Annotated in this window: 21 protein-coding genes and 1 pseudogene; 14 read left to right on the top strand and 8 right to left on the bottom strand. The window is 37.3% G+C overall.

Annotated features, from left to right (window positions below; genetic code table 11):
• Positions 1-174 precede the first annotated feature (174 nt).
• From A3EM_RS0124020 to A3EM_RS48520, 3 genes and pseudogenes are all read left to right on the top strand, one after another.
• A complete protein-coding gene (locus tag A3EM_RS0124020; protein WP_044239639.1) occupies positions 175-1,800 on the top strand; it encodes a sulfatase family protein in 1,626 nt (541 codons plus the stop codon).
• A gap of 52 nt (positions 1,801-1,852) precedes the next feature.
• Complete coding sequence (locus A3EM_RS0124015) at positions 1,853-4,192, top strand: outer membrane protein assembly factor BamB family protein (RefSeq protein ID WP_020530806.1); 2,340 nt, start codon at positions 1,853-1,855, stop codon at positions 4,190-4,192.
• 50 nt (positions 4,193-4,242) lie between these two features.
• Positions 4,243-4,550, top strand: a pseudogene (locus A3EM_RS48520) (T9SS type B sorting domain-containing protein).
• A 129-nt stretch (positions 4,551-4,679) separates the two neighbouring features.
• Here A3EM_RS48520 and A3EM_RS0124000 read toward each other — a convergent pair.
• Positions 4,680-6,866 carry a tetratricopeptide repeat-containing sensor histidine kinase gene (locus tag A3EM_RS0124000; protein ID WP_020530804.1) on the bottom strand — a complete coding sequence of 729 codons (2,187 nt, stop codon included), beginning with the start codon at positions 6,864-6,866 and terminating at the stop codon, positions 4,680-4,682.
• A gap of 281 nt (positions 6,867-7,147) precedes the next feature.
• The gene (locus tag A3EM_RS0123995) at positions 7,148-9,592 is read right to left on the bottom strand and encodes an ABC transporter permease (RefSeq protein ID WP_020530803.1); all 2,445 of its coding nucleotides are present in this window, start codon (positions 9,590-9,592) and stop codon (positions 7,148-7,150) included.
• 306 nt (positions 9,593-9,898) lie between these two features.
• Between A3EM_RS0123995 and A3EM_RS0123985 the strand changes: the two genes are divergently transcribed.
• From A3EM_RS0123985 to A3EM_RS0123960, 6 genes are all read left to right on the top strand, one after another.
• Positions 9,899-10,798 carry a hypothetical protein gene (locus A3EM_RS0123985; RefSeq protein ID WP_020530801.1) on the top strand — a complete coding sequence of 300 codons (900 nt, stop codon included), beginning with the start codon at positions 9,899-9,901 and terminating at the stop codon, positions 10,796-10,798.
• A 180-nt stretch (positions 10,799-10,978) separates the two neighbouring features.
• Complete coding sequence (locus tag A3EM_RS0123980; RefSeq protein WP_020530800.1) at positions 10,979-11,695, top strand: hypothetical protein; 717 nt, start codon at positions 10,979-10,981, stop codon at positions 11,693-11,695.
• Positions 11,696-11,812: 117 nt separating this feature from the next.
• Positions 11,813-12,286 (top strand): nuclear transport factor 2 family protein, encoded by a 474-nt coding sequence (locus A3EM_RS0123975; protein ID WP_020530799.1) that lies wholly within the window; start codon positions 11,813-11,815, stop codon positions 12,284-12,286.
• Between the two features lie 100 nt (positions 12,287-12,386).
• Positions 12,387-12,890, top strand: coding sequence for a DUF6252 domain-containing protein (locus A3EM_RS0123970; protein ID WP_020530798.1), 504 nt, complete (start codon positions 12,387-12,389; stop codon positions 12,888-12,890).
• Between the two features lies 1 nt (position 12,891).
• Complete coding sequence (locus tag A3EM_RS0123965) at positions 12,892-13,767, top strand: alpha/beta hydrolase family protein (protein ID WP_020530797.1); 876 nt, start codon at positions 12,892-12,894, stop codon at positions 13,765-13,767.
• 83 nt (positions 13,768-13,850) lie between these two features.
• Positions 13,851-14,069 carry a DUF6728 family protein gene (locus A3EM_RS0123960; RefSeq protein ID WP_245576542.1) on the top strand — a complete coding sequence of 73 codons (219 nt, stop codon included), beginning with the start codon at positions 13,851-13,853 and terminating at the stop codon, positions 14,067-14,069.
• A gap of 218 nt (positions 14,070-14,287) precedes the next feature.
• Here the strand turns inward: A3EM_RS0123960 and uvrB are convergent, their stop codons facing one another.
• Both uvrB and A3EM_RS0123945 read right to left on the bottom strand, forming a co-directional pair.
• A complete protein-coding gene (gene uvrB, locus A3EM_RS0123955) occupies positions 14,288-16,315 on the bottom strand; it encodes an excinuclease ABC subunit UvrB (RefSeq protein ID WP_020530795.1) in 2,028 nt (675 codons plus the stop codon).
• Positions 16,316-16,584: 269 nt separating this feature from the next.
• A complete protein-coding gene (locus A3EM_RS0123945) occupies positions 16,585-18,051 on the bottom strand; it encodes a TolC family protein (RefSeq protein ID WP_020530793.1) in 1,467 nt (488 codons plus the stop codon).
• Positions 18,052-18,167: 116 nt separating this feature from the next.
• On the opposite strand from A3EM_RS0123945, the gene A3EM_RS46185 reads away from it, so the two are divergent.
• Positions 18,168-18,806 carry a hypothetical protein gene (locus A3EM_RS46185; protein ID WP_020530792.1) on the top strand — a complete coding sequence of 213 codons (639 nt, stop codon included), beginning with the start codon at positions 18,168-18,170 and terminating at the stop codon, positions 18,804-18,806.
• Here the strand turns inward: A3EM_RS46185 and A3EM_RS0123935 are convergent.
• On the bottom strand, positions 18,803-19,387 hold the full coding sequence (locus tag A3EM_RS0123935; RefSeq protein WP_020530791.1) for a hypothetical protein: 585 nt from the start codon (positions 19,385-19,387) through the stop codon (positions 18,803-18,805). The two genes, A3EM_RS46185 and A3EM_RS0123935, sit on opposite strands and share 4 nt — an antisense overlap.
• Positions 19,388-19,569: 182 nt before the next feature.
• Between A3EM_RS0123935 and A3EM_RS0123930 the strand changes: the two genes are divergently transcribed.
• Genes A3EM_RS0123930 through A3EM_RS0123915 form a run of 4 tightly spaced genes read left to right on the top strand, consistent with a single transcriptional unit; the run spans position 19,570 to position 22,260 of the window.
• Complete coding sequence (locus A3EM_RS0123930) at positions 19,570-19,950, top strand: methylglyoxal synthase (RefSeq protein WP_020530790.1); 381 nt, start codon at positions 19,570-19,572, stop codon at positions 19,948-19,950.
• Between the two features lie 7 nt (positions 19,951-19,957).
• Positions 19,958-20,602 carry a hypothetical protein gene (locus A3EM_RS0123925; protein ID WP_020530789.1) on the top strand — a complete coding sequence of 215 codons (645 nt, stop codon included), beginning with the start codon at positions 19,958-19,960 and terminating at the stop codon, positions 20,600-20,602.
• Positions 20,595-21,125: a hypothetical protein gene (locus A3EM_RS0123920; RefSeq protein ID WP_020530788.1), complete on the top strand. Its 531-nt coding sequence runs from the start codon at positions 20,595-20,597 to the stop codon at positions 21,123-21,125. Before A3EM_RS0123925 ends, A3EM_RS0123920 begins: the two co-directional genes overlap by 8 nt.
• Before the next feature lie 4 nt (positions 21,126-21,129).
• Positions 21,130-22,260, top strand: a complete 1,131-nt coding sequence (locus A3EM_RS0123915; RefSeq protein ID WP_169513400.1) for a glycosyltransferase family 4 protein — start codon at positions 21,130-21,132, stop codon at positions 22,258-22,260.
• On the opposite strand, the gene A3EM_RS0123910 is transcribed toward A3EM_RS0123915, so the two are convergent.
• The 3 genes from A3EM_RS0123910 to A3EM_RS0123900 are packed head-to-tail and all read right to left on the bottom strand — an operon-like array spanning position 22,257 to position 25,215.
• Positions 22,257-23,120: a metal ABC transporter permease gene (locus tag A3EM_RS0123910; RefSeq protein ID WP_020530786.1), complete on the bottom strand. Its 864-nt coding sequence runs from the start codon at positions 23,118-23,120 to the stop codon at positions 22,257-22,259. The genes A3EM_RS0123915 and A3EM_RS0123910 overlap by 4 nt on opposite strands.
• A gap of 1 nt (position 23,121) precedes the next feature.
• Entirely contained in the window at positions 23,122-24,417 is a 1,296-nt protein-coding gene (locus tag A3EM_RS0123905) for a metal ABC transporter permease (protein ID WP_020530785.1), read from the bottom strand.
• Positions 24,418-24,423: 6 nt separating this feature from the next.
• The gene (locus A3EM_RS0123900; protein WP_020530784.1) at positions 24,424-25,215 is read right to left on the bottom strand and encodes a metal ABC transporter ATP-binding protein; all 792 of its coding nucleotides are present in this window, start codon (positions 25,213-25,215) and stop codon (positions 24,424-24,426) included.
• Positions 25,216-25,217: the final 2 nt, after the last annotated feature.

Raw genomic sequence — 25,217 nt, 5'->3', positions numbered from 1 at the left:
GGAGCCCATTACAGTTTTAAGCTTAAAAACTAGGCGGATGTATGGCTGAAAATTATTTTTAAAACTATCAATTATCGGTTCAGTACTGAATATTTAGGATTCGTACCCAATCCCTTTTCCCAATTTGGAAAAATTGTAAGTTTGTAGTTGAAAAATTTAAACAACCAGAAAAAAATGCGAAATAATTACCAGATTAATTTTTTAGTGTTAGGTACTTTTATACTAGGCTTATTTGCCTGTAACAAGCCGGGAAAAATGGCGGAAAACAAGGAAACCAAAAGGCCTAACATTTTATTCATCATGTCTGATGACCATGCTTATCAGGCCATTAGTGCCTATGATGACCATTTAATTCAAACACCAAATATAGATCGCCTGGCAGATGAAGGAATTTTGTTTTCCAATGCCTGTGTGACCAATTCTATCTGTGCACCATCCAGGGCGGTGATCCTTACTGGCAAACATTCTCACCTGAATGGTAAAATTGATAATAGATCTCCTTTTGATACAACCCAGACTACTTTTCCACAAATATTTCAAAAAGCAGGGTATGAAACTGCCATGTATGGAAAATTACATTTTGGTAACAACCCAAAAGGAGTGGATGATTTCATGATTTTGCCAGGTCAGGGAAGTTATGTAAATCCTAAGTTTATCACTCCAAAAGGAGATACTACTATAACAGGGTATGTGACGGATATTATTACAGACCTGACGATCAACTGGCTGGATGAGAAAAGGGATAAAGAAAAGCCTTTTATGATGATGTATTTGCATAAAGCTCCGCATAGACCTTGGTGGCCAACCCCGGATAAATTTGAGGAGTTTTCCAAAAAAGAATATCCACTTCCGGCTTCTTTATTTGACGATTATGCCAACAGAGGTACCGCTGCCAAAACTGCTGCAATGAATATTTTACATCATATGTGGTATTCCCATGACTCCAAAATAAAACCAGAAACCATAGAGGCTATGGGAGGAGTTACACCGAAAGCGAATATTGGTGGAAATTTCTTTAACGGTGCGTACAACCGACTAAATGAAGCGCAAAAAGCTTTATATGATCCGACTCTTGATTCTATCAATGCCGCATTTAAGGAGCACTGGCCAAAAATGAATGATAAAGAAAAAATGATCTGGAAATACCAGCGGTATATGCAGGATTACCTGGGTTGTATTGAATCTGTAGATGAAAATATAGGTAGGGTATTGGATTACCTGGATGAAAGCGGGTTGGCAGAAAATACCATCGTAGTTTATACTTCAGATCAGGGGTTTTATTTGGGGGAGCACGGTTGGTTTGACAAAAGGTTTATTTATGATGAATCCTTCAAAACACCATTGTTGATCAGGTGGCCCAATGAAATTAAACCGGGAACTACTAATGATGAAATGGTACAAAATCTCGATTTTGCCCAGACATTTCTGGAAGCAGCCGGAATTACTGCTCCATCGGATATGCAGGGAGAAAGCATAATTCCATTATTAAAAGGAGAAACTGATAAATGGACCAGAGAATCAGTTTATTACCATTATTATGAATACCCTAATGAACATATGGTAAAAAGGCATTATGGTATAGTGACCAAGGAATTTAAGCTGGCGCATTTCTATTTTGATGTAGACGAATGGGAGTTGTATGACAGAATTAAAGATCCGCAGGAAATGAATAATGTGTATAATGACCCGGCTTATCAGGAAGTAGTGAAAGAAATGAAAGCCAAACTGGCAGACCTTAGAGTAAAGTACAAAGATTCAGAAGAACTAGATCAGCAATACATAGACCAGTACGATTTGTAATTGGGATAGCAATTCCAAACATAAAAAGCCCTTCATAGTAATTTAATTTACTGTGGAGGGCTTTTTTAATGTTTTAAAAATTCTATTTGTAGTTTTATTTATTTACATTAAAGCAAATGTAAATACAGTGCTGAGGAAGTGTCTTAGAGGACTTTATTCAAGTGTAGTGGCAAGCAAAAAAAGAAAAATAAACGATGAAAACGCAAAAATAATGAATCATACTTTACAAATGAGAATTGAACAAAAATTCAAAAGATATGGAATTTATTTGGCTTTCATTGGTTTATTGTTTTTTAATAGTTGCCAAACTGAGGAGAATAAAAATACTACTCTAAATGATAATAACAATTGGTCAGCTTTTCGTGCGGATGGAGCCAGTTCCAACTATTCTTCACTTAATCAAATTAATACAACCAATGTTAATCAATTACAATTGGCATGGACTTTTGAAATGAAGGATATGCCATCTGATGCCAGAGCAGGATTAAGTCAATGCACACCGATTATGGTGGACGAGGTACTTTATACAGTTTCAGCAAAAGGATTGTTATACGCTTTAAATGCTAAAACAGGACAAGAACATTGGTCTTTCGACCCTTTTGAGGGAGGAGTTGGGGGAGGTACGATTCGTGGAGTGGCCTTTTGGAAAAACGGAAATGATAAACGTATCCTCTTTGGGTCAGGCGACCGTCTTCTGGCAGTAAATGCTAAATCAGGTAAACTTATTTCAACATTTGGAAAGAATGGAAGTGTTGATTTGAGAATAGGACTTCGAGACGACCCAAAGGACTTGTTTGTTGCTTTGACTTCTCCCGGTATTATTTATAAAAATTTGATAATTGTTGGAGGTAGGCTACAAGACCTCTATGGGTCGCCTCCTGGTTATTTACGTGCATACAATTGTAAAACAGGTGAATTAGTTTGGACTTTCCATACGATTCCGCTCCCTGGTGAACCTGGCTATGAAACTTGGCCAAAAGATGCATATAAAACTGCTGGTGGAGTTAATAATTGGTCAGGAATGAGTGTTGACAAGGAACGGGATATGGTGTTCGCCTCCCTCGGTTCCCCATCTTATGATTTCTATGGTGCTGACCGAATTGGTCAAAATCTTTATGGCAATTGTGTACTTGCGCTTAAAGCTTCCACAGGCGAATATATATGGCACTTTCAAACTGTACACCACGATTTATGGGATTACGATTTACCCGCCCCTCCGAACTTAGTAACGCTTAATCAAAATGGACAAACAATAGATGCTGTTGCTCAAATCAGCAAACAGGGTTTTGTTTATATTCTTGATCGTGATACGGGTGAACCAATATTTCCTATCGAGGAACGAGCGGTTCCAGCATCTGATATGCCTGGAGAACAGGCCTGGCCTACACAACCATTCCCTATACGACCCAAACCATTTGCCAGACAAGAAATGACTATCGAAGATTTGAGCAACTACTCTGAAAAAGACCATGAAGCACTAAAAAAACAGTTCGAATCGCTTCGTTATGAGGGCATCTACACTCCTCCAGCATTAAAAGGTACGATTATGCTTCCAGGCACAAGAGGTGGAGCACAATGGGGCGGTGCAGCTTTTGATAAAGAAACAAATATGATGTACATTCGGTCAATGGATGTAGCTGAATTAATGACAATTGTTGAAAGAGACCCAGCAGATTTTGAAGCTGAAACAGTTCTTCAAAAAGGCGCAACGTTATATCAAAACTATTGTGCTGCTTGTCACGGAAACAATAGACAAGGAAATGGTGCAGTTTTCCCTGCCTTAACCCATTTGGAAGCAGCCGTTCCCAAAACCGTATCGAGACAAAAAATTGCCAGTGGAGTTGGTCAAATGCCAGGATTTAGTAGAGCCTTAAGTGAGGGTGAAATCGAAACTTTACTGGCGTTCCTTTATAATGAAGAGGATAAACAGTTGGTAGATGATAATAACGCTAAAGCTAACGATGAAATCCAGTATTTTAACATTTCTGGTTACACCACTTGGATTGACCAAAGCGGAAATCCCGCTATTCAGCCACCGTGGGGTACACTAAACGCCCTTAATCTTTCGACTGGCGAATACGAATGGCAGATTAGATTGGGCAATAATGAAAAACTCCGTAAAGATGGTGAACCAATTACTGGCGAGGAAGGTAAATCTGGACCAATAGTTACCGCAGGAGGACTAATTTTTATAAGTGGTTCGGAGGACAAACAATTACGAGCCATCAATAAATCAAATGGTGAAATTTTATGGCAGACCAGGCTACCTGCTTTGTCAAATGCTACTTCCTGTACATATCAAGTGGGTGAAAAGCAATTTTTGGTGCTTTCTGTTGGAGGAACGAATGATAATCCTTCTGGTTCTGTCATGGCGTTTGCTTTACCAGACTAGCAAAAGATGGAATGAGTTGTAACATCTGCCTTACCATTAAATGAAAGTAATTGAACGTTGTAAAATGCAAATGCGAAATAAATATCCCAAATGTTTTTACACCAAATAGAGATGGAATAAATGATATTTTTGAGATAAGCAGCAAGGCTGAAGACATTTCTAAATTTAATCTGAAAATTTTCAATAGATTAGGCAGCAAGTTTTTGAAACAAACGAAATTAATAATTTTTGGGACGGGACAAATTCAGGAAATGAATTACCTTCAGGAATATATTATTGGTCAGTAGATATTAATTGTAGACAAGGAACCTTGATTTTAAAAAATAATTTTAATGGATGGGTACAAATCATAAAATGACAAAGAATAACAAGGATTCCTATCATAGTAAAAATAGCTGGCTTTTGGAATTTTCAGTTAACAAAAAACTGTTTCTGCAATTCGGTCGGGTGATGGAGTTGCGGATTTTTTTGGGGTTCTCCTAGAATTTTACCCAAGCTGAGCAAAAGGCAGTTTCACATTAAAACTACTGCCCTGGTTAAGCTGACTTTCGCACCAAACTTCTCCTTCCATGGCTTCTACATATTTCTTCACAATGGACAGTCCAAGTCCGGTGGATTTTTCATCGCCAGTTGGTTTATTGGAAATTTTGGCAAACTTGGTGAAAAGCAATGGTTTTTCTTTGTCTGGAATTCCCGGACCCTGGTCTTTAACAGCCAAAAGAACTCCTCTATCAATGGATTTGGCAACTAGGGTTACTTCTGAGTTTGATGGGGAAAATTTGATGGCATTGGTACAAAGGTTTTCCAAAACCTGAATCAGATAGTTTTCATCAGCCAGGCACGACAATCCTTTTTCTACTTCCAGTTTTATTTTAATATTTTTCTTTTGGGCATTTTCAAAAGTGTTCTTTTCCAGAATTTTTAATATCCCCTCTACTTCAATATTTTCAACCTGTAAGTTTACCTTCCCGGCATTTATAGCCTCAATATCCAAAATTCGGTTAATTCTTTTGTTAAGCACATCGGCAGATTGAGAAGCAATATCAATAAATTGATCACTGTCTTCTTTTCCTTGCGTCATTTTGATCAAACCCAAAACGCCTTTTATCTGGTTAAGGGGACTTCTTAGATCATGGGCAACCATGGCCATGATATTATCTTTTTCTGCATTTAATTTAATCAAACTTTCATTTTGTTGTACAATCCTATCCTGAGCCTCTTCTATTTCCTGGTTTTTGGATATCAACAGAGATTTTTGTTGAATCAGTGATTTTGACAATTTTCTTTTCCTTTGGTACAATACAAATAATACCAGGGCCAAAACCAGTGCTACAGAAACCCCTCCACCCAAGGCATAATTGAGTTTTTTACGTTCCATGGCCAGTGAGCTTTGTAGTGCATTTTCATCTGCCAAAGATTTTATCTCTTTATCTTTCATTTCTACATCATAAGTAGTTCTTAAAAGATTAAGATCCTTTCGGGATGACTGATCGAAAATGCTATCGGTAATCGTTTTAAATTCTTTGTGGTACTTTAATGCAAGTTGATAGGACTGAAGAGATTCATAATTTTTATATAGCAATTCAGATAAATCTCTTAAATCCTCAAGTTGTTCCTGTTCGCGGGCTTTTTCATAAGCGGACAAAGCATATTTTAAGGATGTTTTAGGCATATTTTCTTTGTGAAATAACTTGGCAAGAGCCAAATCGTTTTTTACTATGAGTTGGACATAGCCAAAGGATTGTGCTGTTTTCTGAGATTGAGTTAAATAATAATTTGCAGAATCTATGGCCCCAGCAGCAAGATGTATTTCTCCTAAATTATGTTTGGCTACTGCAACTCCGTAATTGATTGTTAGATTTTTAAATGTGCCTAATGAAAAATGCAAATCACTCAGCGCATCACTGAATTTTTTCATATCCTTTTTTAACATCCCCCTGTTTAGCCTGGCAATGGCCACTCCCTCAGCATCTCCGGATTCCATATTTAGTGTAATGGATTTGTTATAAAAGAATAAGGCATTTTTAAAATCATTGAGTTTTTTGTATATAATTCCGATGTTATTGATGGTTTTGGAATACATTTCAAAATCATCCTGTGATTCATAAATGTCCATGGCCTGTAAATACAACTTCAGCGCTTCTGTCCTTTTTCCCATATTGTCATAGTTTCCTCCTTTTTTATTCAAAGCATCTGCATAAATAAGGGAATCATTGATACTTAGAGCGAAGCTCATGGTGGAATCCAGGTAAAGAAAACTTTTGGCCATTTCAAATTCATTACCATAATAATTTCCAAGTTTGAAATAGATTTTCATCTTTACCTCAGGAGACAAGGAGAGCTTTGGGACCTGTTTGGCCAATAACTGGAAATAATACCGGCCACTATCCAGCTGGCCTAAATAGCTGAATTCTTCTGCCTTTTCCTTCATTACCAAAATCAGGACATCATCATTATTTTCCTTGATGGCGAATTGGTTGGCCAGATTTAAATAGGGTAAAACTGAATCGGGTGAGGCTTTGATCATTTTTCTGGCTAATTCCAGATAAATGGGACTTTTATCATTAGAGGTTTGAGTCAGCTCATGTTGTAAAGAATCAATCTGGGCAAAGCCAAAACCATGGTGGAATAGTAAATAGCCTGAAAGCAGGTATTTAATTATTTTAAGCGACAATTTAATAAATATTTTGTTGGTTGGTGTTTAATGCTGTGCTAGTTGATTTAGTTTATTTGATAAAATTAAGTAAAAAATACCCAATTTTGGGTATTCCGACTTAAGCACCCGTGCTCCACACCGGGTACTCCATACCGGGTACTATTATTTCTGAGAAATATTAATCTCTCTATCAGTCCTTTATGGTAAAATAATACAAGGTTAATTTTGAATTACTACTTAAAAGTAAAAAAAAATGTTTTTAAATCATATTTCTCCTGGAAATCAAGTTAAAGGGCTGTTTATTCTGCTCTCAGGGTGCGCGATGGATTGTTGCTGGCTACTTTTCCCATTTGTAAGGAAATGGTAATCCCCAGCACCAACAAAATTATACCTGCCGCTACCATAAAGCTGAGAAAGGTGATATCAATTCTGTAGACGTAATTTTGAAGCCATAAATCCATCATGTACCAGGTTATTGGAATGGTGATCAAAAATCCAAGGAGGGTAAGAACAATGAAATTTTTACTTAAAAGCAGAAATAGGGAAGAAAGATTAGCGCCAAGAATTTTTCTAACTGCAATTTCTTTTTCTCTGGTTTTAAGGGTGTATGAAAGCATCCCAAAAATACCCAGAAAGGCAATAAGAATGGCCAGGCTGGAAAATATATAAATTAATTGTAATTGCCTTTGTTCATTTTCATAAAGCCGGTTGTACATTTCATCCAGGAAGGCATGTTCCATGGCAAATTCCGGAAAGTTACTTTTCCAAATTTCCTGAATGGATGCCATTGATTGAGGAGTACTTTTGCCATCCATTTTTACCAGAATACTTCTCACCCAAATCGGTTCATTGATCATGACCACAGGATCTATTTTATTTCTCAGGCTTTCCTGGTGGAAGTCTTTGATTACGCCAATTACCGGACCCCTCTGCAAATTAATACCCCCTATACTCCATCCAAATGCTTTACCTAAAGCTTCTTCAGGATTTTGCCATCCAGCCATTTTCATGGCTGTTTCATTGATGATGTATTCCCGTGGCTGGCTTTGTAAATAATCTATGAGGTTATCCTTATCTTTTTTACTTATCTCCTGCCTTTCACGTTCAGAAAAGTTGCGCCCTGCAAGCATTTCTACATTCATCAAATCAATGAAATTTTCATCTATAATCTGGATATCCATAGTTGGGGCATTTTGGGGATCATCCACCATGCCCTCAGCATAGATAGGACCGGTATCCCGAATCGCTCTTGAGGGAACTTCCATAGATGCGGCCACACCTTCCACTCCGGGAATTTGATTTAATTGATCCTGGAGGAAATGGTATTTAAATTTTACTTCATCTGGAATATTGGTGATGGCCAGTATCTGTTCCTTATCCAATCCCAGTTTTTTTTCTACCATGTACCTGAATTGGGATTCGGTAATCAGAGCACTGCTAATTAAAGAAATACAAAGGATTAGCTGGAAGGCTACTAACCCGTTTTTTAAATTATACCTTCTTTTGGAGGGATTAAATCCATTTTTACTTTTTATAGCATCTATAGCCGCACTTTTGGTTAGGATAAAAGCCGGATACAAACCAGCAAAACAACCCAGTACAATTGCATTAAAAATAGCAAATGGAATAATCTGTAGAACCGGAATAGCCACTGGAATAAATTGGTTGAAGTAGGGAAGGGCAATGATCACCGTCATTATTCCAAGTATAGAAGCCAGCATTGTGATGACATTTGCTTCTAATAAGAAATAAATAACCAGATTCCCCTTTGAAGAACCCAGTGTTTTCCTAATCCCAATTTCCTTTATCCGTTTTAAGGATTGAGCTACATTGAGATTGATGAAATTAATACCCGAAAGTAGGAGCACAAATAACCCGACTATACCGAAAATATAAATATGGGAAATGTTTCCATTTAATTTTATTTCTCGGGCCAAATCGGAATGAAGATGTATAGATGCAATAGGTTGTAAGGGTAAATCGAAGTTGGAATTATCACCTTCAATCATATTTTTTTTGATAAAATCGGGCATTTTCCCATAAAGTTGATCGGCTGAGGATTCAGGTTTTAGCAATAAATAGGTGAAAGCCCATCCGGTTCTGGCTTCTGTAGAATCGAAAGAAGTAAGGAGGTTAACCGGAAAATGAGTATTGGAAGGCAGATCTGCCATAATCCCTGTGACTTTGTAATATTTTTTCTCCGTGCCATTTTTATCTAAAAAGGTAATTTCCTTATTCATGGGATCTGAGGATCCGAAGAATTTCCGTGCTAAAGACTTGGTGAGTACTACTGATTGAGGTTCCTGAAGGGCAGTTGCCGGATTTCCCCTGATCAAATTGAAATCGAATACATCGAAAACTTCAGCATCTGTGCTAAATGCATGGGGAATTTTATAATTGTCTTCCCCCACCAGGATATCACGGGGATCGTAGTCCTGAAAGCGGATAAGTTCCTCTATTTCGGGAAATACAGTTGGAATGTTGTTAGTCCAGTCCAGGTTATGCCTTGCCCAGTGCATATCGTAGTTTGCATTTTGGATATGCATGGTGAGTCTAAAAATCCTGTCTCTTTTGCTATGCATATTTTCATAACTCAGTTCATTCAAAATAAATAGAGCGATGAAAAAAGCAATGGATAATCCAACCGCCAGGCCAAACACATTAATAGAGGTGAAAAGTTTATTTCTGCTTAATTGCCTGAAGATGATTTTAAGATAATTTCTGAGTAAAAAATGGACGGACATGAGGAATAGTTTTTTAAGCTAAAGGAGGATTACCAAATATGTTCAACACATTTTTATAAAACCAGCATTTAATTTTTTTTAACTTTTGAATTCATTTTCCCCCCCAAAAAAAACTCAGAAAATGCGAATTTATGTGGTTTCCCTTCCAAATGAAATTAGAAGAACCCTGCTAGGAAAATGGCTTAATTAACCCTTTTGGGATTCTCGAATTAACAAATGATTATTTTTTAAATCTGGTTGACCTTTTCTTTCCTCCGTATACCTGTATAAGATAAAGTCAATTTTTTGATAAAAAAGTAATCGCTTATGAAATCTTCTCTTCTTTTTACTGCTTTTCTATTGTTTTGTACATGTATTCAGGCTCAGCATTTTGCGGGTAATTATCGGGGGGATCAGGGTATTGAAAATATCCAGGTAAATATTCAGCATCCCGTTAATGGGGAATACAAGGGGAATATGTCCGATGGAAAAGTTTCCTATAAATTAGTTGGAATTGAAAAAGAAGGTAAACTTACCGGTTCCCTTTACAATAGCCAGGGATATCTGTACTTTTCCTTATCGAGTTTTTCCGGTAGACAGGAAATGGTCATTATGCAGTATAATGCTTACGATCAGCCTGTTCCTTCTTCTGCAGTGAAATTTTCCTTAGTGAAAACTACAAACGTTCAACAGACCCCATCCGACAATTCCATAGTTCAAAAAAAGGAGAAGTCGGTTTATTTTAATGGGGTAAAAGCTACTTCAGAAATAATCAGTGGATTAGAGCAAATGTATAAGGTAAAAGTAATGGAGGGCAGGTATTGGTACGATCAGGTTTCAGGACTATGGGGACTGGAAGGAGGGCCAACGGTTGGCGTGATTTTACCGAATTTAAATTTAGGGGGGAAATTGCAGGCCAATGCTTCGAATGGGAAAACTGGTGTAGTGATAAATGGAAGAGTTTTACCTCAACAGGATTTGCAGTATTTACAGAATCTGGTAGGCTATATTCAACCCGGAAGATACTGGCTGGATGCCTATGGGAATGCAGGAAAAGAGGGAGGTCCTGTGTTGGGAAATCTGATGCAGGCGGCCAACAATACCAGAAATAATAATTCAGGTGGAAGTACTTTCTACAGGAATAATTATACTGGAATTGGTGGGGGATCGAGTGGGGGAACTACCTACGTAATAGGCAGTGACTTTAGTTATATTGGAGGAAATTAAGTCGTGTTTTATTCAAAAAAGGCCTGATTGCAAATTTTAAAGCAGTCAGGCTTTTTATTTTTTAGAAGAAAAATAGCCTTTAAGGCTCGTTTCCCATATAGAATCATTTTTCCCCTTCAAATGTTAACTTTTTAGATTTATTTTGTGTCTGGTCAATATACCACAAACAATCTTATAGAAATGAGAAAATTGAAATGGCTTTTTTTGTTGATGGTAATGTTTTTAGCTGATTTTGCTCAGGGACAAATCTACTCCCCTTATCCCTATGGATATAACCGGTACCCGTATTCCCGGACTCCCTATGGGAATGTACCCTTTGTAACATATGAGAGCAGCGGGCAATATTTTATCAATGAAGAATGGCTGGACGGGAAGGTGATTTTAAAGGACGGTAAAACAGTGGAAGGATATCCGCTCCGTTACGATTTGGAAAATAACAGACTTGAGGTAAAATTAGACGATGCCATCCATCCATTAGAGCTCAAACAAATCAAATCCTTCGAATGGTATCATCCGGAGTCCAAATTGATTTCCCTTTATGTAAATGCTTTTGATTATAAACTGGAAGGTGTACCACTAGTAGGGGTTTATGAGGTATTGTATGATGGCCCGGTGAAGTTATTTTCCAAAAAAGATGTAAATGTTTATAATTCCAGTTATGTGACGGGTTACAATTCCATCAGAATGCGGGAAAGCGCCTCTAAAGAACATGATTTTTTCTTTGCTAAAGGAAATGAAGTTTTTAAAGTAGAGAAATCATATAAAGAGAATCTTCATGTGTTCGAACCGCATGGCAGTGAAATTGGGCATTTTATTAAAAAACAAAAACTTAAGATGAAAAAGCCTGAAGATTTGGTAGCCGTTATTCAGCATTATGAATCACTTGTTTCCAATTAATTGCCATCCCATTTTTCTACCATTCTTGTAAATCCTTTTGGGAAGGATAAATTTGTTTCCAATTTTTAGTTTTTGAAGCCTTTAAGATGACTTCACAGGACCTAAAAAATAAAAACAATGAAACTACACATTTTTATTGGTGGATACCTATTTGCCGCAGTGCTTATTTTTTTACAAAACACCTCTTTCGCAACTGGCAACCCGGAGGAAGCTGAAGTCAGAAAAGCAATTGAACAAATGTTTGATGGCATGAGGGCAGGGGATAGCGCTGTAGTAAAGGCTGTTTTTGACGAAAATATAAGGTTACAAACTGTTTATGTAAAAGAGGGAAAACCTTTGTTGCATACGGGTTCCATCCAAAAATTTCTTGATGCTGTAGGTACTCCACACGATAAGGTTTTTGATGAAAAAATCCTGTCTTATGATATTAAAGTGGATGGCCATTTTGCCACAGCCTGGACGGAATACAAATTTTATTTAGGGGAAGAATTTAGCCATTGTGGAGTGAATGCATTCCATTTATTTAAATCTGAAGAAGGGTGGAAAATTACTCAGATCACAGATACCAGAAGGAAAGAAGATTGCGATTGAGGAGGCTTTCAAATGGGAAAATTTCCAATTTAAGCGCAGAAGGGGAATTTTAAGGAGAAAAGGCATAAATTTGTTTGAAATTTTTTAAACTACTCAGCATATGAAAAATACCAGCTGGCCTGTTTTTTCTCTACTTCTCATTTTAATTCCGGTTATTTTTGGAGGATGTTCAGGCGATCAGATTTCCCCAATAAACAGGTTGGTGGGAATGGTGAACGGAGATCCTTTTGAAAGCCTTTCTATTCAGGCAAAAGTGACTACAGAATCTAATGGAGAACTTAGAATTTTAATTAATGCTCAGGACGAACTAAATGAGGCTATTTTTGTAGGCATTCAGGAAACAGAGCAAAACATTTTGGGCACTCACGAAGTCATTCTCAATAGTGGTGAGTTTTTAGGCTATAGAGAACCCGGAAGCCTGACAACCATAGAAACCCAATCCTCCTTTAATTGTAGTCCTGTTTTAGGGACCATCTTTATTTCGGAATTCAACCAGCAAAAGAAAACCATCAGTGGCACTTTTGAAGGCACTGTTTGTTCATTTGGAGGCGTTCCAGTCATTGCCCTTACTCAGGGTGAATTTGTTTCTGTGAATTATCAGTAATATGATTTCTGCCCTATCCCAAAAAGAAATTCAGGTTTTAGCTCAGGATGGTTTTGAATTAGGAGCCAAAACGTTTCTTCCCGAAGATTCAAAAGAGGTGGTATTTCTCATTAGCTCGGCCACAGGTGTGAAACAAAACTATTATGAGCACTTTGCTCAATGGCTGGCCGAAAAAGGATATCAGACTTTTACATTCGATTACAGGGGAATTGGAAAATCAAAACCTGGCAGTTTAAAGGGGTTTGAGGCTTATATGCAGGATTGGGGAAAGCTGGATCTGGAAGGAATGATCAGACATATTAAACAGGAGTTCCCCAATAAAAAACTCCTGGTTATAGGCCACAGTGTTGGAGGACAATTGTTTGGGCTAACTCCTGCCTGCCAAATGGCTGATGGATTTGTGGGAGTTGGTTCGCAGATGGGTTATTGGAAACTCTGGCCAGTTTCACATTGGCCAAAACTTCTGTTTTTTTGGAAGTGCTTAATTCCTGTTATGAACCCGATATTTGGCTTTTTCCCTGCCAAAAAATTGGGCTTGTTCGAAGACCTGCCCAAAGGAGTTGCAGCACAATGGCAGCAATGGGGAACCAGCCCGGATTATCTTTTTAAATATTTACCGGAAGAAAAGGAAAATTACGAAAAAATACGAAAACCATTTTTAGCGGTAAGCTTTTCAGATGATGAATTTGCGCCCAAAAAAGCGGTGGATAGATTAGTGGGGTTTTATGCCAATGCAGATATGAAACATATCCACCTGACTCCGGATTCAGTGGGAGTAAAAAGGCTTGGTCATTTTGCATTTTTTAGAAAAAAATATGAAAATAGATTGTGGCCGATGGTATTGGAATGGGCTACTGAAAAAGGGTTCCTTTATTAAACTTTCCTATCATTTCTTGCAACTATTTTGTAAACTTGCCTGAACTTTTACCCTACCAGATTGTTAGGATTAAAGAATTTGACATGGAAGCAATGAAAGAAGATATTAAGAAAAGAGAAAAGAATACACTAAAAGACTATTTGTCACTAGGCCCGGTGTTAACCTATTTTTTCAGGAAAAAAAGCCCAATCGAAAATCCTAATTTTAACCTGAGAATGATGCATGGAATTAATAAAATTTCCATTGTTATCTTTTTATTGGCTATTCTTTTTTTAGCCTACAAGTTTGCTTTTGTTTATTAGGAATTTGTTCAATTGGTCAGACTCGGTCACATTTATATTGCGATCGAAACAAATTACGCATTTTCAATGCCATTAAAATTCCATGAATTGCAAATTCCCAGTCATCTCGTTTTTAGAAGGCAATTGAGTTGATACTAAGCGATATTTTAAGGTCCAAGTGTGATTCTTGAACCTAAGAAAGAATTCTAATTCTTAATCTCCAACCATTAACCTTCTAACTAACTGCTCTTTTCCTTCTTCAATTTTTCCAGTTCAAACATTTCATCCCGCAAACGTGCTGCTTCCATAAAGTCCAGTTCCTTGGCTGCTTTTTCCATTTGCTTTTTGGTTTTGGAAATTAATTTGTCCAGGTCATCAGTTTCCATATATGCCACTACAGGATCGGCCGCTACAGAACTTTCTTCTTTTTCCACATAATAATTCTTGGCTGCCTTTTTAGAATCTGCCACCTTGGTTTGCCCAAGAATTGAGTCTTTTGATCTTGTAATAGTTTCCGGTGTGATGCCATGCGCTTCATTGTATTCAATTTGCTTTTGTCTTCTTCTCGAAGTTTCATCAATTGCACTTTGCATGGAATCTGTAATTTTATCGGCATACATGATTACCCTTCCATTAGAATTTCTGGCGGCCCGGCCAATAGTTTGAATGAGCGATCTTTCGTTTCTTAAGAATCCTTCCTTATCTGCATCCATAATGGCTACCAGAGAAACTTCTGGTAAGTCCAGTCCTTCTCTCAAGAGGTTTACGCCTACCAAAACATCAAAAACTCCAAGCCTTAATTCTCTCAATATTTCCACCCTGTCCAGGGTTTTGACTTCGGAGTGGATATACCGTGCCTTCACACGGATTTTATCCAGGTATTTGGTCAGTTCCTCTGCCATTCTTTTGGTCAAAGTGGTAATCAAAACCCGATCACCCTGTTTAATGGTTTTATCAATTTCATCCAGTAAATCATCAATCTGATTAAGACTGGGCCTTACTGAAATCTCTGGGTCAAGTAGTCCGGTAGGACGGATGATTTGTTCTACCACAACCCCCTGGGATTCCCTCAGTTCGTAGTCAGCGGGAGTGGCACTCACATAAATGGTTTGAGCCATCAAATCTTCAAACTCATTGAAAGTAAGTGGACGATTATCCATGGCAGAAGGCAATCGGAAACCGTAATCTACCAGGTTTACTTTTCTGGCTCTGTCACCTCCCCACATGGCCCTAACCTGCGAAACTGTCACATGGCTTTCATCAATCACCATTAAATAATCATCAGGGAAATAATCGAGCAGGCAGAAAGGCCGTTGCCCCGGTTTTCTTCGATCGAAATATCGGGAATAGTTTTCCACACCAGAGCAATAGCCCAATTCCCGCATCATTTCCATGTCAAACTCTGTCCTTTCTTTAATTCTCTTGGCTTCCAAAAACCGTTGTTCATGTTCGAAATGATTGACCTGAGCTACCATATCGTCCTGAATTTCATGGATGGCTTTATGCAACACATCTTTCCCCGTCACAAAAAGGTTTGCAGGGAAAATGGCAATAGCGGCTTCACCCGAAATCTTTTTCCCCGAATTCGGATCAATTCGGTGAATGGATTCTATTTCATCTCCCCAGAAATAAAGTCTGTAGGCAAAATCGGCATAGGCTGGGAAAATATCTACCGTATCCCCTTTCACTCTGAAATTCCCTCTTTTAAACTCTGCCTCTGTTCGGCTATAAAGAATATCAACCAGGGCAAACAACAACTGGTTTCTTGGAATGACATCCCCTTCTTTCATTCGGATAATATTTTTCCCAAATTCTTCCGGATTTCCTATACCGTAAATACAAGAAACCGAGGCAATTACAATTACATCTCTTCTGCCAGTAAGCAATGCAGAAGTAGCAGATAATCTTAATTTTTCAATTTCTTCATTAATGGATAAGTCCTTTTCAATATAGGTATTGGAGGTTGCCATGTAGGCTTCCGGCTGGTAATAATCATAGTAGGAAATGAAATATTCCACTGCATTTTCCGGGAAAAACTGTTTGAATTCTCCATAAAGCTGTGCAGCCAGGGTTTTATTATGACTCAATACCAAAGTGGGTTTGTTCACTTCTGCAATTACATTGGCAATGGTAAAAGTTTTACCAGAACCTGTCACTCCCAAAAGCACCTGAGCGGCTTCATTATTTTCAATTCCGGTAACTAATTCTTTAATAGCGTTTGGCTGATCTCCGGTAGGCTGGTATTGTGAAGTGAGTTTAAAATCCATAAAAAATAGAACTTAATGAAGAAAAATAATGGGTAAAAATAAATAGAAAGATGCTCAAACAATACCAAATACCGGATTTGTTTGAGGATTGGTGATGGACTAAAGATTGTGGGTATTTTAAAGCAACAAAACCAGGACTTGCCTGGTTTCATTTTGGAAAATTTTTTGGAAAGATAATGTAGTTAATTAATATCCAGTATTGTAATCATTTTATTATGAAAATCCTTTGTATCAGGCACACGCAACAGGCATGCAATATTCCTTAAAACTTACTTCTCAGGTAAAGTATTGATGTCCAAAGTACCTGTCTGGTATTCTAACAGTATTTTCTGGAACATTAATCTGTATTTCGCCTGGGCCATGTCTACTTCCGACTGGATAAAAGCATTGGTAGTTGTGGTCACATCTATAATTGTGGCATTTCCCAACTCGTAACGGGCAGTCTGGGTTTCCATGGCAATTTTAGCTGCATCGAATTGAGCCTGAGCTGATTCGTATCTGGCTACTGCTGCTTTGTAGTTTTGAAGGGCAGTTTGCACATCCATGTAAATGGCCTGTTCCTGATTTTTAATATTTAATTGTGCATTCTCCATCTGAATTCTGGAGGTAATGACATTAGTTCTGTTTAGGTAATTGGAGAAAATTGGGATTCTCAACCTTAAACCTAAAGTTTTATTAGGATTGTTTACCCTGATTTGATCCTGAAATGAAACTTTTTCCCCTGTACTAGGATCAGTGGCAGAATTGTTATAATAGCTATCATAAGAATAAAATGCTTCTAATGTAGGATAGTAACCTGACTTTGCCATTTTATTCTGATATTCAGATGATTGTTTCAAAGAATTTAATTCCTTTAAATCATTTCTGTTACCCAATGCGGTTTGATAAAGGTCTTTTAATTGATAAGTTTCCACGAGTTGAGTCGCAAATGCCCATTGTGGTGTGGTTATATCGAATTCCAAAAGAGGTTCAAGCATTAAAGTTTGGCCTAAAAGTGATTTGTCATTTTCCATGGTATTAATGGCTTCCACTAGAGCCAATTCCAAAGATTTTATTTGAGATTCCTGGTTGTATTGATCTCCAATAAAAATCTCTCCCACTTCTACAAAACCTTTTATTCTTTCTAAAATAGTTGATTGAGATTCAATATTATCTTCTGCAATTCTGATCAGTTCTTTATCAAAAAGTACAGTAAGGTATTGCAGAGCTACATTGTAAATAATGTCCTGTTCTGTTCGCTTAACCCTGAATTGCTGTGCGTCCAGGTTATGGTTGGCCATTTTTAAACCATTGACATTCCGGAATGCATTGAACAACGTCATATTAGCTGAAATTTGTGGATAAAAATCCTGGGTAGTGGTGTTAACCAATTTGGCTTCCTGAGGAATGAATTGGTTACCATTTTGTCTTCTAAACTGAGCGTAAGCACTGACATCAGGTAAAAACTGTGCTTTACTTTGTGCCTGTTCTGCTTTATTGACAATTAATTGATTTTTTTCAGTTTTAAGCTGAATATTTTCCTCCAAAGCTTTTTGTACTGCCTCATGAAAACTTAATTCTAATTTTTGGGCAAAGCCTATTTGTGATATTGAAAAAAATATGCTTATTGAAAACAGTTTTAAAGTGATATTGCTTAATTTCATACCCTGAATTTCCGGTTTGTTTTGTTTGTATAATTCCAGATTTGCAGGTTGAAATACAATTGCAGTGCCACTTATTAACTTGTTGATAATCATAAGTTTAAAATGATATGTATTTATAAGAGTGTCCGCCATCGGTCAATATTGTTCGTTGGGGTACAATTGGTTTTAATAAAATTTCATGATTGAATGATGTAGTCAGTTTTTTCCAAATGGTTCAAAGTTTAAAGACGATAATTGTAATTTTAACTTTCACTACGCTCAATCCTGTAAAAGGGCAGTCATTTGAGAATTATTACTATAAAGTTTACCAAAAAGTAGATTATGTAGACAGCCTCATAGACTTTAGAAATGAATACGGTAATCGCAAAAAGGTACCGACTGAATTTGAATTGCAAACTCTGATTGCCATTTCCCATTATCCCGAATTAAAGAATATTCGATTAAAGTTTAAAATTAAAAAGAAGAATGTATTCCCAATTTCTGCCAGACCAGGCTTTAATCCGATTAACTTCTTTAGATCCAGGAAAAATCGTCAATATCTCATCTTTATGGAAGAAGGAACCGGGTATGTATTGGACAGAACTTTTAATGGTCAGGTAGGTATTATTGGCCATGAGTTGGCGCATATTCAATATTATAAAAGTATTTCCTCCTGGCGGTTAATTAAAGAAGGTATTAAATACACTAAACATTCAGCATTCAGAATAAAATTTGAAGAAGATACAGATAAAAGAGCTATTGAATATGGGTTTGGATGGCAATTTTTGGAGTTTCCCATTTACATCAATCCAGTAGAAATAAAAGAATATATGCGGCAAAAAGGTTATCCACTTGAAATGGAAGATTAATCCAGTTGGCCAGAGACCTGATAATTGGTGATGATACTGGTATTGAAAACATCATCCTTTTTAATCACCTTTCTTGTTTCGAGAATACTGGTAATGAAAAGTTCTTCAGGTTCTGATTCTAAAATTAAGTTTCTAACAGAAATCACATCAGGAATAAGTGCTAAAGTTTTTTGACTTGAAGTTTTGATAGTATCTAGCCGGGCAATTTGCACCCAATTATTCAATATACTATCGGGATCGGTTACATCTGGAGATGTGGTTAGAAATACTCTTATTTGTCTGAAAGAGTTTAAATCTCCACTGCCATTACTGGCAATATTCAGTACAACCTGTTTGGGAATAATATCTTCAATTTTATCATCAGGCAACCTGAAAGTTTTTATTAAATCATCTGTATTTGCATTAGTGGTAATGAATTTTTGGTAAAGCAGAGTATTTACAGGAATAGAATCTGTTGCGATGAAATCTAATTGACCACTAATATTTGAAGTTACATTAATTTGTTCCAGTTCATTCGAATTGCAGGAATAAATTAATAAGGAGCCAAAAATTAAAATAAATATGTTTTTTATAAAGGCCAATTATTTGAAGTTTTATGCATCAAAGTTTTTGGCAAATATCAGAAAATATCTGGAAAGGAAAATCACTAACTAACAATTTATAGATTTTTAACAGGGAAGAAAAAGAATTTACTTGCTTTGTTTTTTACAAGAGTTATCTTTGAGCCAGTATATTAATAATATGGTATTTAAAATTTCAGGCTTTGAAAAAAATTGCAATAATCGCACATGATGGTAAAAAAGCAGATATGGTGGCTTTTTTAAAAGACCATATAGCTCACCTGAGCGGTATTGAAATTGTAGCAACAGGTACAACGGGAACACATGTTGCTAAAGCAGGATTGGAAGTTGATGCCAAACTTTCCGGTCCGCATGGAGGTGATGCTCAGATAGCCGCAATGGTAGCGGAAAAGGAAATTAAGGCAGTTATCTTCTTTAGAGATCCACTAGGTAAGCATCCTCACGAACCAGATGTACAAATGCTTTTGAGATTGTGTGATTTATACAATGTACCATTGGCCACCAATCCTGCAACTGCCCATTATTTAATTAATGGAATGTTTGAAGAAGGGGAAAAAGTATAAATTTTGAATGACTAGAATTTTAAAACATCTAGTTTTCCCTGCCCTGGGGTTACTTTTATTTGGATGTGGTTCAAAGATAGAAATCTATGAATGGGTAAGATTGGATTACTATTCTATTAATGCAAATAGTAGGGATACCCTGTTTGGTGATGAATCAGTTCATTATGAAGATTATGCCATGTTAGTGCAGTTAAATCCTATAAATTTTACAACTGTTTCTTCAAGTGACTGGGTTCAGGCTAGTGAAGGATTTCAAGCGAAAAATAGAATTGTAAAACTGGAAGTCATTACCAAAACGGATTACAATAAAGCCAAACCTTCCGGTAAGCTCTTGAATGATATACTTGTGGCCAGTTTTATTGAAGAAGGAGATAATCCCGAAAACAGGGTTTTTCTTGATGATTTTGTTAGTGAATTTGGCAAAAAATCGAATAGAATTGAAGAAGGGTTTGAGATATATTTTAGAGAAGGAGGTGGATTTGCGGCTCCCTGTACCGGATATTTAGATCCAGAGGATCCCGATAATGAAGATAATCAAAAAGATTACGAGAATTGCATGTCCGATTCAAAGCAATTTGAGATTTTTATTCAACTAAGTAATGGGACGAAATTTAGCGGGACTACCTTTAGAATAAACCTGGAAAATGAATAAAACTTCACTATATATTTTGCCTGCCGGTGTTTCCGGATTTTTAAGGGAAAATGAAAATACAAAAATTCAGTTCGACCATCAATTGTTCTTAAAGGCTAGTAATTCCGAAAATTTGTGTGAAAATCTGCTACTTTCCCATATCGATTTGTTAGAAAAGGAAGCGAATAAGAGTTATATGTTCGCCTATTATGTCAGGCAGGATCTTCCTGATTTAATTGTATTTTGTAATAAATATTTCCCAATTGTGGCTTTTTCCGAAGTTTTGGATGAACACAATCAGCCACAGGAAAATCCCTTTCCGGACAATCATTTTTGCGACTTGAAATCACTAAATTCTGTTTTTGAACCAGATTTTAAAGTGCTGGACAAATCCTATCTCACAACAAAGGTAGATGCAGATGATGAGGAAAACAGTAAAAAAGTTTCCCAACTCACCAACTACGAATTCTCGGAATTTTCCTTTTGGCAACCTCAAATAATTGGAGATATTCTATTCAATGATTGGGAAAAAAATCCGGCCTGAACCGATGCGACTAAAAATTCTGAGTATTGTTCCTTTTCCCTTATTACCTGCTCAATCTGGTGGGCAAAAAAAAACAGTTGGTTTCCTGAATGCGCTGGGAAATTATGCTGACCTCACCGTTGTAAGTACAAAAAATACTTCAGATAATACTTCTGGAAACTTTCAATATATCAAATTATTAGCTCCGGGTTTTTATCGCTATTTCAATTTCTTTTCTTTAAAGCCCTTAAAAAAAATTGGAAAGGAATTCGATTTCCTCATGTTAGACCAGCCTTTTATGGGGTTGTTGGGTGTTTGGCTTTCCAGTCTATTAAATAAAAGGTTGATCATTCATTCTCATAATATTGAATATCAGCGGTTTAAAACTATTGGGAAATGGTGGTGGAAAATGCTGTTTCATTATGAAAAATGGGTGTTTTCCAAAGCTGATTTCGTGATTTTTATTTCGGAAATTGAAAAACAATTTGCCATTACGAAACTTCGTGTAAATCCGGAAAAATGTCTGGTAGCCACTTATGGCACTCAAAAGAAAGATATCCCACAAGTTTCCGCATCCTTTAAAAATGAGTTTAAAAATCAAATAGGAGTGAAGGAAGATGAAAAGGTATTTTTGTTTTTTGGGGTGCTGGATTACGCACCAAACAGGGAAGGATTGGATTATATTCTTGAGGAAATTAATCCCTACTTAAGCAGGCATGCTAATTTTAATTATAGCATTATTATTTGTGGGAGAGGTCTGACTGAAAAGTACCAGCGGTTGGAAAATAATCAGTTGGAGCATATGAAATACATGGGGTTTGTGGATAATATTGATGATTTTATTGCCATTTCCGACATTGTGCTTAATCCCATACTAACAGGAGGAGGTGTGAAAACCAAAGTAGTGGAGGCACTTGCGATGAACAAAATGGTAGTTTCTACCGAATCAGGGGCAGAAGGTGTTTTTCAGGAAGTTTGTGGAGGGAAATTAAAAGTTACTCAGGATAGGGATTGGCCAGCTTTTTCCCAGGCCATTATTCAGGGCTTAAATGAAAATAGTGATATCCCGTCTGGTTTTTATCAGTATTATAATATGGACAATATTGCGAAAAGAATCACCCGGTTTTTTGAAGAAAACCTTTCCAAACAGAATTAAGCCGCCAGCTTCTTTCTTTTCAAAATTCCATTTCTTGGGTTGAAAATAAAAGCAAAAATAAACTCAACACCTATAACCGAAGCCATAGCACCTGCAATAGAAGCATCAATAGCCACTGCAAGAAAATACCCTCCCAATGCTGCCCCAATGCCGAAAATTACTGATAAAAAGAGCATGGTTTTAAGGTCTTCTGTGAGTAGATAGGCTACAGCAGGAGGGCCGATTAAAAAAGCCACAACCATAATTGCTCCAACAGATTCGAAGGAAAAAACAGTAGTGAGGGAAACCAGACTCATGAGAGAGTAATGCCAGAACACAGTAGAAATTCCCAGTGAAGTAGCTAATATGGGATCGAAACTGGTAACTACTAAACCTTTGTAACCAATTAAGATAAACACAATGATAATCAGGAGGTTAATGGCTAGCAACCATACTGGTTCAGGGCCGAGATTATTGCCTCCAATATAAAGTGTATCCAGTGGAACATAGGCAATTTCACCATATAGCACGCAATCTTGATCGAGATCTACCTGTCCTGCAAACACAGAAATGAGAATTACTCCAATGGAAAACAACCAGGTGAAAGAAACTCCAATAGCGGCATCTTCCTGTAATTTTCCTTTTTTGCTCAATAGCTCAATTAGAATAGTGGTGATCACCCCAAAAATTGCAGCTCCAACCAACATGGGGAATGATGCTCTTGAAGCAGTAACCAGATAGGCCAGTACAATACCGGGAAGCACAGCGTGGGAAATGGCATCCCCCACCATGGTCATTTTCCTTAGCAATAGGAAACAGCCCAATAAGGCACAACATGTGGCCACTAAAGAACCGGTTAATATTATCCAAAATGCATCCATATTACTTCAAATCTTTATAGGGAACAGGGGAATCATGGGGATCAATTAAAGGAAATTTCAGGTGAACTTCCAGGTCTTTTTCAATTTCCGGAGTAATGAGATGCTCCATAGCTTCTGCATCATTGTGAACATGATCGGGCGCCATTTTCATATACTTGGTCAAGTATATTTCCCAAAGTCTGTGAATTTTAGTTACCCTTCTTCCTTCTTCCTTTCCCAATTCAGAAAATTTTGCTGCATTTCCTTTCAGAATTACTAAATTCCTTGATTCTAACTGTTTTAACCCGGATTTTAGTTGTGCTTTATTCATTTCCCTTTTCTCCAATATTTCCCAGGTTGACCAGAATTTGTCGAAATTGCCCGCTTTTTCACCTAAATGATAAAGACATTTTAGAATATTTTCCCTTAGGATCTTTTTCTTATTTAATCTCCTTAGCCTAACCTTGGAAAGTATGCCTTTTTTAAATCCAAAAATGATTGAGATTATAGCTATGGTAGAGAGAATTGTCACTATCCAGGGACCTGTAGGCATTTTGGGCAAAGTATAAGAGATGAAGGTGCCCATAATTCCTGAAATTACCGCAAATGCTGCAGCCAGGAAAATCATCCATTTCAAATCGTGTGTCCAAAAACGAGCGGCTGAAGCAGGTGTAATGAGTAGTGCAGCCATTAATACTACACCCACGGCCTGAATGCCAATGGCAATGGCAAAAACAGTTAATACAGATAAAAGTAATTCCAATCTTTTTACCGGAATGCCCCTTGAAATCGCAAAATTCCTGTCAAATGTGACGAGTTTGAGTGGATTGAAAAGGATGAATATTAAAATGATCAGGACTAAGGAAAATAAGCCAAAGGTGATTGCATCGGATTGCATCATAGCAGCTGCATTGCCAAACAGAAATTTATCCAGACCGGATTGCGAAGCATTTCCAGAGTTTTGTATAGTAGTTAATAGTAAAATGCCAAAACCATAAAAGACAGATAATACAAGGCCCAGTGCCGCATCAGTTTTGAGTTTAGTCCGATTGGTGATGAAATCAATTGTGATTAGCCCCAGCCATCCACTTCCAAAAGCGCCTAACATTAAAACCATAGGATTTTTAGTTTGCGCAATGATAAAGGCAAGGCAGATGCCGGGCAAAATGGCATGGGAAATTGCATCTCCCACAAGGGCTCTTTTTCTCAGAAATGTAAAACAGCCCACAATGGCTGCACTGGCACACATTAAAATGACAGCCATGAGTACCCATCTGACCACAGGATCTTTAAAGAAAAAATCAATTATCAATTCCATGGTAATTTACTTTTTCTCCCGGATGGGGTGGGAGGTTTGTTTTAATAATTCCCCAACCTGCGTCAGGATATTCAGACGGCCTCCGTAAGTTTGATTAAGCAACTCCTGATTGAATACATCTGAGATTTTCCCGGAAGCAATTAACCTGGTATTCATCATCACCAGCCAGTCGAAATATTTGGGCGCTGTTTGTAAATCATGATGCACGACCATAATCGTTTTTCCCTCGGCTTTCATTTCCTGGAGTAAGGAAATAATGGCATTTTCTGTGGCCGCATCCACTCCGGCAAAGGGTTCATCCAGTAAATAAAGTTCTGCTTCCTGAGCCAGGGCTCTGGCAATAAAAACTCTTTGCTGTTGGCCTCCGGAGAGTTGGGAGATTTGGCGTTTTGAAAAATTCTCCAATTGAACCTTTTTTATACAATCATTGGTGATTTCCCGATCTCTTTTACTTGTTCTTTTAAACAGGTTTTGTTTGGTATATCTGCCCATTAAAACAGCATCATATACGCTTGTAGGAAAGTCCCAGTCAACAGAACCTCTTTGCGGTACATAGGCTACTTTATCCCTTACTTTATCTAAATCATTCCCAAATACTTTCACATAACCACTACTTGGCTTTTCCAGTCCCATTACGGCTTTTAGCATGGTGGTTTTCCCCGATCCATTCGGCCCTACAATTCCAATCAGATTACCTTCGGGAATGGTATAATCTACATTCCATACTGCCGGTTTGTTTTCGTAAGTTACCGTCAGATTATGTAGTTCCAGTACGGGATTATCAACATGTGAAATCATAA

It is taken from the genome of Flexithrix dorotheae DSM 6795 (assembly GCF_000379765.1).
Taxonomy (GTDB): Bacteria; Bacteroidota; Bacteroidia; order Cytophagales; family Flammeovirgaceae; genus Flexithrix; species Flexithrix dorotheae.
Note: the sequence above shows the minus strand (reverse complement) of the source record. Positions and strands in the feature narration are given on the sequence as shown.